The sequence below is a fragment of the Kluyvera georgiana ATCC 51603 genome (genome assembly GCF_001654985.1).
Lineage (GTDB): Bacteria > Pseudomonadota > Gammaproteobacteria > Enterobacterales > Enterobacteriaceae > Kluyvera > Kluyvera georgiana.
Genome location: NZ_LXEU01000042.1, coordinates 20572 through 34848, shown reverse-complemented (window position 1 = coordinate 34848; position 14277 = coordinate 20572). Strand labels below are relative to the sequence as shown.

The following is a 14277-nucleotide window of genomic DNA, read 5'->3' as shown; positions in this document are numbered from 1 at the left end:
TATGCGTATTTTCGTGCTGGCTGTAGCATTGTCGCCTATTTTCTATTCGTGCATTTGTACGGCCGCCGGGGTCCAGGTTGGCCGTACACGTATTATTTTTGATGCTAATAAAAAAGAGGTGGCATTAGCATTAACGAATACCGATGAGCAACTCCCCTGGTTAATTCAATCCTGGACCGACATCGGTGATGAAAAAACGCGAGGGCCCTTTATCGTGACGCCCCCGCTATTTCGTCTGGACGGCAAAAAAGAACAAAGCCTGCGTATTACGTGGAACGGTACGCCGTTGCCTGAAGATAAAGAGTCCTTGTTCTATATGAACGTGCGCACCATTCCCGCCACCGCCAAAGAAGACGAAAGTAAAAATATGCTGCGCCTCATCTATAAAACCCGTATCAAACTGTTCTGGCGGCCCAAACAAATCAACGGAACGCCGGCTGAGAGCTGCGAAAAATTACAGTTCTCACGTTCAGGCAATGTGTTAAAGGTGACGAATAAGAACGCCTTCTATACGGTTTTTGATTCCTTACACCTGGGTGCCGTTGCGCTGAAGCAGGCGGATATGGTCGCCCCGTTTAGCGATGCCTCATTTACCCTGAATACGCCGTCTTTCGCAAACCTGGTCACCTGGCGCTGCATTAGCGATTACGGCAGCCCATCGCAGCAATACTCAGCCTCTGTCAATCAGAGGGGGTAAAGTTGCGATATTGCCGCCCGCAGAAACAAGCGTTCCCCTTATCAAGACTGTCATTGCTTATACACGGGCTGGTCGGCATCGCATTCGTCGTTTCAACTCAGGTGCAAGCGAAAGAATATACCTTCTCCGCCTCCTCGCTGGAAGGTAACGGGCTCTCGCAGCAGGATATTGACCTCTCTCTTTTTTCTCGCGAAAACGCGCAGATGCCCGGTACCTGGCCCTCGCGATTAAAGCTCAATAAAACGGAGCTGGAGGAGCAGTCAATCACCTACATCAGCGGCGAAAACGGCGAACTTCAGGCACAAATCACGCCCGCCATGCTGCGCCAGTGGGGCATCAAAGTTGACGATTATCCTGAGCTTGCAGCAGCGCCTGCGGATACGCCTCTTGCTAAACCGCTGGGCCATTACATACCGCAAGCTTCGGCAACGCTGGATTTTTCGTCAATGACGCTAAAAATAAGCATGCCGCAGGCCGCGATATCAAGCCAGGCAAGAGATGGCATCGCCCCTTCCCTCTGGGATGACGGCGTTCCCGTGTTGTTTACGGATTACAGCTATTCCGGCTCCCGGAGCAGCGACGAACATAACAATACGTCTGAGAGCCAGTACCTCAACCTGCGCAGCGGTCTTAACCTCGGGGGATGGCGCCTGCGAAACTATTCCACCTGGAGCCAATCTGAAAATACCCACGCCTGGGAGACCATCAACACCTATCTCGAGCACGATATTGATGTCCTGCGCAGTCAGTTTACCGTCGGCGAAAACAGCACGCGTGGCGATGTCTTTGACAGCATCCAGTACACCGGCGTCAATCTCGCCTCCGATGACGAAATGCTGCCCTATAGCCAGCGCGGCTACGCGCCAATTATCCGCGGGGTCGCCAGCTCGAATGCTGAAGTGTCCGTTCGGCAAAATGGCTATCTCATCTACCAGCAAAACGTCGCGCCCGGCGCGTTTGAAATTACCGATCTCTATTCCACCACCAACAGCGGCGACCTTGAGGTGACGGTGAAAGAGGCCGATGGCAGCGAACACCATTTCACCCAGCCCTATTCCAGCACCGCGGTTATGCTGCGCCCTGGCCGGATAAAGTACGAAGCCACCGCCGCACGCTATCGCGCCGCCAGCGGCAGCAGCGAAAAAGAGCCTGAATTCGCGCAGGCAAGCATGATTTACGGCTTGAATAATAGCACGACATTATTTGGCGGCATCACCGCCTCGGAGGATTACCAGGCATTGAATGCCGGTATCGGTATCGCGCTGGGCGATTTTGGCGCGCTCTCCGCCGATGTCACCACCGCCAAAGCGACGCTGGATAATCATCACACCAGCACCGGCCAGTCATACCGTCTGCTCTATTCCGGAAAGATTGAAACCACAGATACCAACTTTACCCTCGCCAGCTATCGCTACTCGACTCAGGGTTACTACAGCTTTGCCGATGCCAATAAGAAATATGACGGTAGCGAAGATGACTGGATGTTCCGCTATAACAAACGCAATCGAATCCAGGCCAGTATCAGCCAAACGCTGCTCGGTAGCAGCATTTATCTGAACGGCTACCAGCAGGACTACTGGGGCACGTCGGACACGGAACGCAGCCTCTCTGCCGGGATAAATACCACGATTAAGGGGATTAGCTATCACCTGACCTACACCTACAGTAAAACCAGCGATGGGCCAGACGATCGGATGATAGCCTTTGGTTTGAGTATTCCGCTAAGCCGCTGGTTGCCCAATGCGTGGTCCAGCTATAACGTGAGCAACAGTAAACGGGGTTACACGCGCCATAACATAGGCTTAAACGGCACGCTGCTTGACGATCGGCGCCTGAGCTATTCTTTGCAACAGAGCCGCAGCAACCATGATGCTGATGATACCAGCAGCCTGTACGGCAGCTATCGTTCACGGTACGCCAATCTCAATGCGGGCTATTACACTTCCTCAAACGATTCGCAGCAGTTCAGCATCGGCGCTAGCGGAGCGATAGTCGCCCATCCTCACGGCGTCACGCTGTCTCAACCGCTGGGCGATCAGTTTGCGATTGTCTCGGCGCAGGGCGCGCAGGGCATCCGTTTCCAGAACCAGCGCGGGATACGCACCGACTGGCAGGGAAATGCGGTGATTCCGTCCCTCAGTGCGTATCAAAAGAACGCTATCCGTATTGATACCACCAGCCTGCCGGATGATGTTGATACCGACGCCACCGCCGTCACCGTTATTCCAACCCGCAGCGCGGCGGTGGCGGCAAACTTTATTGCTCACGTCGGTTATCGCGCCATGCTCCAGCTTTCAGGCATAAAAGGATTAGCCATTCCTTTCGGCGCGATGGTTTCCGTCGATAACGCGCCGATTTCCGGCATCGTCGATGACACCGGTACCGTCTACCTGGCGGGCGTTCCCCGCCAATTCTCGATAACCGTAAAATGGGGTAAAGCGCCTGAACAACAATGTCATGCCGCCGTAGCCCTGCCTGAACCCGAACACGCCGCTAATCTGGCGGGCATCCTTTTCGCCCAAGTCGCCTGTAAACAGGAATGAAATATGCGTCACTTTTATACGGCCATTTTAGCTTCAATTCTCTTCCTGGTGCCGGGGGTAACTCTGGCAGCAGTAACCGTGTTAACCAATTGCTTTGACTCAGCAGCAGACTATTCCGTGTCGTATGACCATGAACTCAGCAGCAGCGAAAACAAGGCAACCTATTCTTACCTGACGGGCGCCTACATGCCTGGAAGCGGACCAGAGATCGAAGCCAACTGCTCCTGCCCTGCTAACATCGCTTCATCATCAACGGTTTCTGAATATGATTTTGCCGGGAGCCCGCTCGCGGCTGGCGTTAGCGGATACGGCGTGTTGACAGACAAACTGGATATACAAGTTACAGGTTTTAATGACGCGATTGATAGCCCTGATGGGAGCGGTTTAAGCGCAATCAGTGTCAAGGAATATCCCACGCCAATCGGTAGCATGCTCACTCAAAAAGCCGATCAAAAACAGACCGAAGGATCTGCCGATGTCTGTAGCGACGAAACGCGACCAACCGGCGGCGCAACGGTAAAGCGTAAGTTCAAATTGAACATGCTGCGTTTTTCATTGTATGTAAAACAACCCATCATTGGTGAGGAAGTCATCAACCCTACGCTGGTTGCTCAAGGCTTCGCCTGTTTATATATCGGCGGCGGTACTTGTGAGAGCAGCGATGCGCAGCTGGTCTCCAATATCTGGCTCAGTGGCAAAATTACCGCGCCGCTCAGCTGCACCATTAATGCCGGTAGCACCATTGAAGTGGATCTGGGGACGCTCAACCGCAATCAGTTCGTCACCCCGGGCGCCACGCCGCAAAACTATACCCTCAGAAATGTCGATATCTCCTACCACTGCGACGGGTTGACCGCCGATGACAATGACAAAATCAAGCTGACATTAACCGCCGATCAGGGCGTCGTCGACGGCAGCCAATCCTATATCGCCAGGCTGATCGACAGAGACGATCTCGGCGTCAGAATGTTTGACGTCAACAACCAGAACGTGGTGCTGGATGGATCCACCGATTTCCCGGTATCCCTGGATGAACAAGGTAACGGCGTTATTCGCATGAAGGCAGCACCGGTCAGCACCACGGCCAGTAAACCGGTGCCCGGCAGTTTCGAAGGCAATATGACGGTGAAGATGGATTTACGTTAAGCGCCTTGCTAATGGGGAGTCAGGAATGGCCCGGCTGCATAATGCAGACCGGGCCGACAACCTTAGGCTGTGGGATGAAAGTCAGAATCCTAAACTGTCCAGCAGGTCGTCCACCTGATCCTGGCTGGCGACAACGCCCGCTTTCGAGGTATCAACCTGCGGCCCGTTGAGCAGGCTGTCATTCTCACGTTTTGGACGCGAACCTTGATCCGGAATGTTCTCCAGTAGCACCATCAGCAGTTGACGCTCAATTTCCTGGATCACATCCATCATGCGCTTGATAACCTGGCCGGTGAGGTCCTGGAAATCTTGTGCCATCATGATTTCAAGCAGTTGCGCATTGGTAAAGCTGGTATGTCCGGGCACATCGCCAAGATATTGACGCGTATCGCTCACCAGTTCGCGGGCGTCAGCCAGCTCAATCGGATTTTCAAACCATGCATCCCAGCGTTGAGTCAGCGCTTTCGCGCCTTTTTCCATTTCATCCTGATGCGGCTGAGAGGCTTCAACGCTGTTGAGCGCGCGTTCAGCAGCCTGCGCGGTCATCTGCACCACGTAATCGAGACGGTCACGCGCATCGGGAATCGCCTCCGCCGCCTCCGCAATGGCCTGATCCAACCCCAGTTCGCGCAGGCTATCGCGCAGCATGCGGGTCAGATTGCCGATGCGGCTAATAATGTCCGCGGCGGAGTGTTCATCGCCGGGCTTAATGGAAGAATGCATCATGACTGTCACCTCACATGCCCAGTTTCTCGAAGATTTTGTTCAGCTTCTCTTCCAGCGTCGCGGCGGTGAACGGTTTCACCACGTATCCGCTGGCGCCAGCCTGCGCAGCAGCAATAATGTTCTCTTTCTTCGCTTCCGCGGTCACCATCAGCACCGGCATCGCCGCCATCCCGCCGTCAGCGCGGATGGTTTTCAGCAGTTCCAGCCCGTCCATGTTCGGCATGTTCCAGTCGGAAATCACAAATCCAAACCCGCCCGCTTGCAGTTTGTTCAGCGCATCAACGCCGTCTTCCGCTTCTTCAACGTTGTTAAACCCCAGCTCTTTTAACAGGTTGCGTACGATGCGACGCATGGTGGAAAAGTCATCCACAACCAAAAACTTAAGCTCTTTATCCGCCATAAAATAATTCTCCTGATCAAATACGTATTGCCTGTCCGGCACTGATTTTCGCCAGCATCTGCTGGCTTACCTGGCTAAGATCGACCACTTCGCTGACGCCACCGGTATTGATGGCCTCACGCGGCATGCCGAACACCACACAACTGGCTTCATTCTGCGCAATGGTCCAGGCACCGGCCTGGTACATCGCATGCATCCCAGCCGCACCGTCGTTGCCCATGCCGGTGAGGATCACCCCCACGGCGTTGCGCCCCGCGTGCTTCGCAACCGAATGAAACAGCACATCAACCGACGGGCGATGGCGATTAACCGGCGGCCCGTCGTGAATTTTGATTTGATAGTTTGCTCCGCTGCGCGCCAGCTCCATATGCTTGTCGCCCGGCGCAATGTAGGCGTGGCCCGGCAGTACGCGCTCGCCGTCTTCCGCTTCTTTCACCGTAATCTGGCAAAGCTTGTTGAGCCGTTCGGCAAACGAACGGGTAAAGCCCGGCGGCATATGCTGGGTAATCAGCAGCGCGGGGCTGGAGAGCGGCAACGGCTGCAGCACGTGGCGAATCGCCTCAGTGCCGCCGGTAGAGGCACCGATAGCGATCAGCTTCTCAGAGCTGAGCAGCGGCCCTGCTTTTAGCGTCACGGGGGCTGCGAGTGGCTTGTGCGCGCTAATCCGGGCGCGGGAGGCGGCCCGTACCTTGTCGGCAATGGTTTCGCTGTAGGCCAGCATGCCTTCACGGATCCCCAGCTGTGGCTTGGTGACAAAGTCCACCGCGCCAAGCTCCAGCGCACGCAACGTCACCTCCGACCCTTTCCCGGTCAGCGAGGAGACCATCACCACCGGCATCGGCCGCAAGCGCATCAGTTTCTCGAGAAAATCGAGGCCGTCCATGCGCGGCATTTCAACGTCCAGCGTCAGCACGTCCGGATTGAATTTTTTAATCAGATCCCGAGCCACCAGCGGATCCGGTGCGGTAGCCACCATCTCCATATCGTCGTGGCTGTTAATAATCTCCGTCATGATCTGGCGCATCAGCGCCGAATCATCTACCGACAAGACTCTGATTTTACTCATGCTCTTCCCTTACTTAGCGCATAGACCGTCTGTCCGCGCAGGCTGAACTCACGGGCAAGATGGCTAAAGTTTTCCGAATGCCCGGCAAACAGCAGCCCGTCGGGTTTCAGCAGGGGCACAAAGCGCTTGAGGATCTCCTGCTGCGTTGTTTTATCGAAATAAATCATTACGTTACGGCAGAAAATTGCGTCAAATGGCCCGGGAACGTTGTAGTGCGCATTGAGCAGGTTCAGCGTGGTGAAATCCACGTAGTTCGCCAGCTCGTTACGCACCCGTACCAGCCCCTCGTGCGGGCCGGTTCCGCGCATGAAATAGCGCTGCAGCTGCTGCTGCGAGAGCGTTTTCAGCTCCTCCATGCGATAAATACCGTTTTGCGCTTTTTCCAGTACTTCGGTGTCAATATCGCTGGCAAACACCTTCCAGCGACCCGGCGCGGTGCCCAGGGTATCGGCCAGAGTAATGGCGATGGAGTACGGCTCTTCCCCCGTCGACGCGGCGGCGCTCCAGACCCGATATTCCCCCTGCCGACGCGCAGCATGCTCCGCCAGCGTCGGGAAATGGTGCGCCTCGCGGAAGAACGCCGTCAGGTTGGTGGTCAGCGAATTGATAAACGCCTGCCACTCGGCGCTGTCTCCGTTGGCCTCCAGCAGGCTGAGATAGTGACCAAAATCATCCAGATTCAATGCCCGCAGGCGTCGAACCAGACGGTTGTAAACCATGTCACGCTTGTGATCCGCCAGCACGATCCCGGCGCGCTGGTAGATCAGTTGACAGATCCGACGAAACTGCGCGTCGGTAAGCGTCAGGCGCTGCGTCAGCTGGCTCAGTAATTGCGATTGCCCATTTGGCAGAGATACAGTCATAGCGCCTTCTTACATCACATCATTCAGGAAACAGCAGGTACTGCGGCCAGCGAGACGTTTTCACGCTCGGCGGCCACCTTCACTTCTTCGAGTTCAAACACAGAAACCACGGAGGTTAAGCGATCGGCCTGACCTGCCAACTGTTCAGTGGCGGCCGCCCCTTCTTCCACCAGCGCGGCGTTCTGTTGCGTCACCTGGTCCATCTGGCTGACGGCCAGCGCGACCTGTTCAATGCCCCGGCGCTGTTCGTCCGAGGCGGAGGCGATTTCCCCCATGATGTCGTTTACTCGGGTGACCGACTGGACTATCTCGCTCATGGTGCTGGCCGAGGTTTCGACCAGCGCCGATCCTTCCTGTACGCGGGCCACCGACTCTTCGATCAGCACTTTGATCTCTTTTGCCGCCTGGGCGCTGCGGCTGGCGAGGTTACGCACTTCACCGGCCACCACCGCAAACCCGCGCCCCTGCTCGCCCGCACGCGCCGCTTCCACGGCGGCGTTCAGCGCCAGGATGTTGGTCTGGAAGGCAATGCCGTCAATGACGCTGATAATGTCGCTGATTTTCTTCGAACTGGTGGCGATATTGTGCATGGTCTGCGCAACATGGTTGGCCTGCTCGCCGCCGCGCTTGGCAGTGTCCGCCGCGCCGTGGGCCAGATGAGAAGCCTGCCGCGCGTTGTCGGCGTTCTGGCTGACGGTCGCCGTTAACTGTTCCATGCTTGCCGCGGTTTGCGCCAACGATGCCGCCTGTTGTTCCGTACGGGAAGAGAGGTCGTTGTTGCCAGCGGCAATTTCTGAGATCCCGGTGTGCATCGCGAAACTCCCCTGACGCACTTCGCCTACCGTTTTACGCAGAGATTGCTGCATCGACTTCAGTCCGGCGAAAATGGCGCTGATTTCATTTTTACCGTACACCGCAATTGGCCGGGCCAGATTGCCTTTGGCAATGCTGTCAAAATGGCTGCTGATAATAGCCAGCGGCTTGACCACCATACGGCGTACCCACCACAGCGAAGCGAGGGTGATCGCCACGGAGATAATCACCATCGCGATAAACATCATCGTGGAGCGCGCATAATCGTCCTGGCTTTCGCTTTTCGCCGCCGCCACATAGCGCTCAATATTCTTGCGCCAGCTTTCATAGTTGGCATCGAACTGGTCCTGCGTTTTCTGCACCGGCGCAGCGACATATTCAGAGAGCTGATTGTTTTCCAGCCAGGCGACCTGATGCGCCAGCATCTCGTGCCAGGTGGTAAAACTTTTCGCCGTCTGCTCTTGCAACGCCTTATCGCTCTCGCTCATCAGTTGCAGCGCCATAAAGCCCTGAAACAGCGCTTCGCCTTGCGAAAGGTTCTGCTTCACGTCGTCAACCATGGCGCGCACTTCATTAGGTGGATAGCTCAGCGCCGCCAGCGTACCGGCTTTATTGAGCATGGTGCTGGCCTGCAGCATGGCGGCACGTGATTCCGTGAGCGTGCTTAGCTGCTGGCTGCTCTGATCCACCCGATAAATATTGTTTTGTCCGTCGCGAAACGCCCAAAAAGAGAGTCCGTTACTGCCAATCTGCAAAATGCCGCAGAGAATCAAAATCAGAAACAACGTGGTAGAGATTCGAATACGATAAAGCATCACCACACTCCTGGAGGCGGCCCTTGACCGCAGATAAAATTAAAAGGTTTCCCAGTTAGAATCAGAGGTTCGATTGGCGGCGGAAGCCTGGCGAGGTATCGCCAACGTTGCCGCCGCCGGTACTGATGTCGTCGCTCTATTTCCTGAGGCGACGTTCAATCGGAATGCCGCAACCGCCTGGTTCAGGCGTTCGGCTTGTTCTTCCAGCGCGGCGGCGGCAGATGCTGACTCTTCCACCAGCGAGGCGTTTTGCTGGGTGACGCTGTCCATCTCCGCAACGGCGATGGCGACCTGATCGATACCCCGACTCTGTTCGTCAGAAGCCGAAGCGATTTCCCCCATAATGTCGGTGACGCGGGTCACGGCATTGACGATATCGGTCATCGTTTCACCCGCCGTCTCAACCTGCACGGAGCCGGTTTCTACGCGCGCAACGGAGTCTTCAATCAGCGCTTTAATCTCTTTTGCGGCCTGAGCGCTGCGGCTGGCCAGGTTACGCACTTCGCCAGCCACCACCGCAAATCCCCGCCCCTGCTCCCCGGCACGCGCGGCTTCCACGGCGGCGTTCAGCGCCAGAATGTTGGTCTGGAACGCAATGCCGTCAATGACGCCGGTAATATCGGAAATTTTCTGCGAGCTGGCGGCAATCTCGTGCATGGTATTCACCACGCCGTTCACCACGCTGCCGCCATGTTGCGCGGTGTCAGATGCGCGTTGCGCCAGCTGTGACGCCTGACGCGCGTTTTCGGCATTCTGCTTCACCGTTGCGGTCAGTTGCTCCATGCTGGCCGCCGTCTCTTCCAGCGACGCCGACTGCTGTTCGGTGCGGGCGGAAAGATCGTTATTGCCGGCGGCGATTTCGCTGGTGCCGTGATAGATAGCTTCCGCGCCTTCCCGGACGTGCGCCACGGTATCAATCAGCGCGCTTTGCATATGGCTGACCGTATCGGCCAGTTCGGTCACTTCGTTACGCCCGCGCAGGGTCAGGCGCTGAGTTAAATCACCGGCGGCAATCTGGCGAATGTGCGCCATCACCGAGGCCAGAGGTTTCAGCAGAATCGCGCGGATGCCAAACCAGGCGCCGACCACCACAATCACCAGCACTACCGCCAGTATCGCCAGCTGCCAGCGGGCAATCTGGTAGTCGCTGCTGCTGGTGGTAAAGGCGCGCTGATAGAGCGCTTCACTTTGCGTGGCGTACTGATTCATCGCCTCGCCCATGGCGTTCTGCATGCCTTGCGTCGGCTGGGCAAAATAGGCGTCCATATTACCGCCTTCCAGGAACCCCACCAGTTCCTGTAACGCCGCGGAATAGTTTTGATAGGCCTTTGTAACCTGCTCGCTGGCGTCGTTCATCGCCGGCTGCGAGGGCAGTTCGCTAAAGCGGGCAAAGTGTTCTGCCGCCTGGGTTAGCGTGGTGCGTGCATTTTTCAGCAATTCCGTTTTGGCGCTGCTTTGCTGGTTAGCGGTGTCCATCATCATCCGCGCCGAAGAACGGCTCAGGTTGATGCGGGTTTGCAGCAGCAGATCCCACGCTTTGGTGAGTTCGGCCTGTTGCGTGCGAAGCGTGTTAGATTGCGCAAAACTCTGTTGGTTTTGATGCAGCGAGGAGAACAAAAAGCCTCCGGAGACCAACTGCAAAAGTGCGAAGACGACCAGCACCAACATCAGCAGCGTGACAACGCGGATACGGTTTAACATACAGCACCTTCTCAATGACGTGTTATTCGCTGTTATCGGCATCCCAAAAAGAAACTTTATGTGCGGGCGGGGTAAAAATCGTGGGCGTTCCCGGGCAGCAAAACGGCTGTGGACGTGAGCGACTGAATCACAACGCTTTTTATAAAATATAAAAAAAAGTTGTAAATCCCCTCACTTTCATACAATTTATGTGGTGAATAAATTGATGGTATTTAATAACTAAAAAATCATTTTTTCATCGCAGGGCTTTTTCGTAATCTGACGGGGTATTTTTTGTGGCAAACGCAAATAAGCTCACGATTTTTATCGTGATTTTCATGCTGGCGGGGATTCTCACCGGCGCAATGATCCATTCCTATGCATCAGCAACCACCATCGAAGTGTGGTCTGGTAACATCACTCTTCTGACGGATATATTCCTCCGGCTAATCAAAATGGTCATCGCACCGTTGGTGTTCAGCACCTTAACGGTCGGGATCATGAAGCTGGGTGAAACCTCGACGATTGGCCGCGTCGGCGGTAAAGCGATGGTGTGGTTTATCAGCTCTTCGGTGCTGTCGATTCTGGTGGGCCTGTTTATCGTCACCCTGCAACAGCCGGGGGCGGGTCTGAATCTGACCGTGCCAAAAGACGCGGTTGATACCGGTCTGGCGGTCAGCGGCATGAGTCTGAAGGGCTTCCTTTCACATACCATCCCGACCAGCATCGTCGGCGCGATGGCGAATAACGAAATTCTGCAGATTGTGGTCTTCTCGATGTTCTTCGGCATCGGCGGGGCTTCACTGGGACAGAAATTCAACGCGCCGTTGGTGGCCGCGCTGGATGTGGTCTCGCATATCATGCTGAAAGTCACCGGCTACGTGATGTACGTTGCGCCGCTGGCCATTTTTGCCGCCATCTCCTCGGTCATCGCTACCGAAGGGCTGGGGATCCTGCTGAACTATGCTTCATTCATCGGCGGCTACTACCTGGCCATTCTGTTGACCTGCTGCGTGCTGGTGGCCATCGGTTATATGGTGCTGAAGAAAGAGGTGTTCCGCCTGCTCAGCATGCTGAAGGATCCGGTGCTGGTTGCATTTACCACCAGCAGTTCCGAGGCCGCCTATCCGAAGACGCTGGAACAGCTGACCCAATTCGGCTGCTCGCGCAACATCGTCTCCTTCGTCTTGCCGATTGGTTATTCCTTTAACCTTGTCGGCTCAATGGTGTACTGCTCCTTTGCGTCGATGTTTATCGCACAGGCCTACAATATTCATTTGGGCTTCTCCGAAATTGCGGTACTGATGCTGACGCTGATGCTGGCATCCAAAGGGATTGCCGGGGTGCCACGTTCGGCGCTGGTGGTGCTGGCGGCGACCATTCCGAGCTTTAATATTCCGGTTGCGGGTATCCTGCTGCTGATGGGCATTGACCACTTCCTCGATATGGGCCGTTCGGCTATTAACGTACTGGGTAACGGGGTCGCAACGGCGATGCTGTCGCAGAACGAGGGCGAGCTGGCGCAGGAAGAACCCGAAGTCGTACAGCAGAATATGTAAACGCCAGGCCGACACAAAAGAAAAGCCAGACCTCAGGGTCTGGCTAAATAGAAAATATACCGGCCATTCTCGCCGCGAAGCACTCCCCCTCCCCACAGCGATATCAACACAGTAGTAACAAGAGCAAATGAAAAGTACGGCCCCCACCCCACTGGCATAAGATGGGGGTTTACAGCATTTAGATAAAGATACGCAGGCCTACCGCAGCCAGGTGATCGGAGACGTTATAAGAGTCATCGGTATTGCCGCTGGCTTTCTCATAGCCGTATTCGATATAGGTGACGGCGTTTTTACCTAACCAGTAGTCAGTCCCCAGCGTGGTGGACTGGAAATGCTGTCCGTCCATCGCATCGCCGCCTTCGGTCCAGTCAAAGTTAGCGTAAATGCTCCACTCCGGCGTAATTTTGAACTGAGAAGCATATTCCAGGCCCAGGATAGTTTCCTGATCGTCGGTGGCGTTGCTGGTGCCGCTGACCGCCGCGTGAACATCGTCAACTTTGTTGATGTAGTAAGTCGCCTGCGCGGCGTTATACCAGGTAAAGCCGTCGAAATTGGCGGTGTACTTGGCGTTTAAGCCCATCGAGTAGGTATTACCATCGTATGACGGGCCGGTGACGTTGGTGACCGGTACGGTGCCCATTGGGTTATTATTCTGGTCGTAATAGGTCATATTGGTCGTCGTGGTACCCTGGTTAACGGTATAGTTGTTGTACGCTGCCGCGCCGGAAACAGAGAAGCCATTGTCAAAGCGATACTGCGCCGCAAGCGCCGCGCCGCCGTGAACGGTGGCAGAACCGTCATGGTAGGCGTCGTGCATATCCGGGCCGTCGCCATAACCGCTACCGAAGCCAATTTTATCCACGTCATCATTACCCTGGCCCATGACGCCGACGGTAAATTCTTTGGTGTTGTAGTAATAGATAGCCGCTGAGTTAATAATATCCGTCGACATCCCGGCGGTATCGTGTTTCGCCTTACCACCGTAGGCATAAGTGGTATCAATACCCAGCCCCCAATCCGTTGGCGCATACTGTTTACCAAATGTGATTACACCATATTCATCATTGCCCAGCCCGGCGTACGCCTGACGGGTATAGACATCATTGCCCTGATCGTCGGTGGCGGAATCCAGACCGTGAATACCGGTTTCGTAATAACCGACCGCATAATAACCTTTGTCATTAATTTTCTGCCGTAATGCGACGCCCAAACGCGAGTCATTATTCTGAATATTATGTTCTACGCTATGCGCGGAATCATCTTTCGCCATTAATCGCACGGAACCCATAATCGACACTGCGGTATCATCGCTTTTATAGACCATTTCCCCTTTTGTTTGCGTCGCCGTATATGCCGGTGACGCAAAATCGCCGCTGCTTGCCAGAGCACAAGCCGGAGCGCCTACCGCCGCAGTAATAGCCAGAGCGATAATAGAGGGTTTAATCATTACTTTTTTTACGCGCATAGAAGTCCCTTAACCTAATATTTAAGTTCGTTTTTTTGACTGCTTTAATTTAGTAAGTCGGGAAAACAAATTATTTCCACGAGCAGATATTAATGACAGAACGATTTTATTTTCTATGCACAAAAATAAAAAATAAGAGAGCGATCACTAAGAATTATTTTCTTTCACCCTTTCACAGAATGTTTTAAAAACAACAAAAATAATTATTATTTAATTCAAATTATTAGCGATTTACTTATTTTTTGAAATAAAGTGTTTCTTAATATTTAAATTAAACCATTAAGATTTAACTAAGAAACATTAATGAATGTTAACAACAGCATTTATCACGCTTATTTTTAACACACTTTTATCATAGCAGGCTAATTTATCGAATAATTCGGTAGGTTAAAGATTAACAATCTTTATTTAAAATAAATGCACGTCGCCTCTTCTCGATTAGCCTATTTATATAATAAATTGATTTAATAATTACATTCAATCGAGTGATGTATTTTTCAGAAT

Annotated in this window: 11 protein-coding genes; 4 read left to right on the top strand and 7 right to left on the bottom strand. The window is 54.2% G+C overall.

Annotation, left to right across the window (positions count from 1 at the left end):
• Position 1: 1 nt before the first annotated feature.
• The 3 genes from M989_RS09450 to M989_RS09440 are packed head-to-tail and all read left to right on the top strand — an operon-like array spanning position 2 to position 4386.
• Positions 2-697: a fimbrial biogenesis chaperone gene (locus tag M989_RS09450; protein ID WP_064544656.1), complete on the top strand. Its 696-nt coding sequence runs from the start codon at positions 2-4 to the stop codon at positions 695-697.
• A gap of 53 nt (positions 698-750) precedes the next feature.
• Entirely contained in the window at positions 751-3240 is a 2490-nt protein-coding gene (locus tag M989_RS09445) for a fimbria/pilus outer membrane usher protein (protein WP_245191243.1), read from the top strand.
• 3 nt (positions 3241-3243) lie between these two features.
• Complete coding sequence (locus M989_RS09440) at positions 3244-4386, top strand: fimbrial protein (protein ID WP_064544654.1); 1143 nt, start codon at positions 3244-3246, stop codon at positions 4384-4386.
• An 81-nt stretch (positions 4387-4467) separates the two neighbouring features.
• On the opposite strand, the gene cheZ is transcribed toward M989_RS09440, so the two are convergent.
• From cheZ to tar, 6 genes are read right to left on the bottom strand one after another with little or no spacing between them, the layout of a single operon-like run.
• A complete protein-coding gene (cheZ, locus tag M989_RS09435) occupies positions 4468-5112 on the bottom strand; it encodes a protein phosphatase CheZ (protein WP_064544652.1) in 645 nt (214 codons plus the stop codon).
• Between the two features lie 10 nt (positions 5113-5122).
• Positions 5123-5512, bottom strand: a complete 390-nt coding sequence (gene cheY / locus M989_RS09430; protein ID WP_064544650.1) for a chemotaxis response regulator CheY — start codon at positions 5510-5512, stop codon at positions 5123-5125.
• A 16-nt stretch (positions 5513-5528) separates the two neighbouring features.
• On the bottom strand, positions 5529-6578 hold the full coding sequence (locus M989_RS09425) for a protein-glutamate methylesterase/protein-glutamine glutaminase (protein ID WP_064544649.1): 1050 nt from the start codon (positions 6576-6578) through the stop codon (positions 5529-5531).
• On the bottom strand, positions 6575-7441 hold the full coding sequence (gene cheR / locus M989_RS09420; RefSeq protein WP_064544647.1) for a protein-glutamate O-methyltransferase CheR: 867 nt from the start codon (positions 7439-7441) through the stop codon (positions 6575-6577). Before cheR ends, M989_RS09425 begins: the two co-directional genes overlap by 4 nt.
• A gap of 23 nt (positions 7442-7464) precedes the next feature.
• Positions 7465-9069 (bottom strand): methyl-accepting chemotaxis protein, encoded by a 1605-nt coding sequence (locus tag M989_RS09415; RefSeq protein ID WP_064544645.1) that lies wholly within the window; start codon positions 9067-9069, stop codon positions 7465-7467.
• 39 nt (positions 9070-9108) lie between these two features.
• Positions 9109-10770, bottom strand: coding sequence for a methyl-accepting chemotaxis protein II (tar, locus tag M989_RS09410; protein ID WP_064544643.1), 1662 nt, complete (start codon positions 10768-10770; stop codon positions 9109-9111).
• Between the two features lie 275 nt (positions 10771-11045).
• Between tar and M989_RS09405 the strand changes: the two genes are divergently transcribed.
• Positions 11046-12308 (top strand): dicarboxylate/amino acid:cation symporter, encoded by a 1263-nt coding sequence (locus M989_RS09405; protein ID WP_064544642.1) that lies wholly within the window; start codon positions 11046-11048, stop codon positions 12306-12308.
• Between the two features lie 178 nt (positions 12309-12486).
• Here the strand turns inward: M989_RS09405 and M989_RS09400 are convergent, their stop codons facing one another.
• Positions 12487-13755 carry a porin gene (locus M989_RS09400; protein WP_083965142.1) on the bottom strand — a complete coding sequence of 423 codons (1269 nt, stop codon included), beginning with the start codon at positions 13753-13755 and terminating at the stop codon, positions 12487-12489.
• Between the last annotated feature and the right edge of the window lie 522 nt (positions 13756-14277).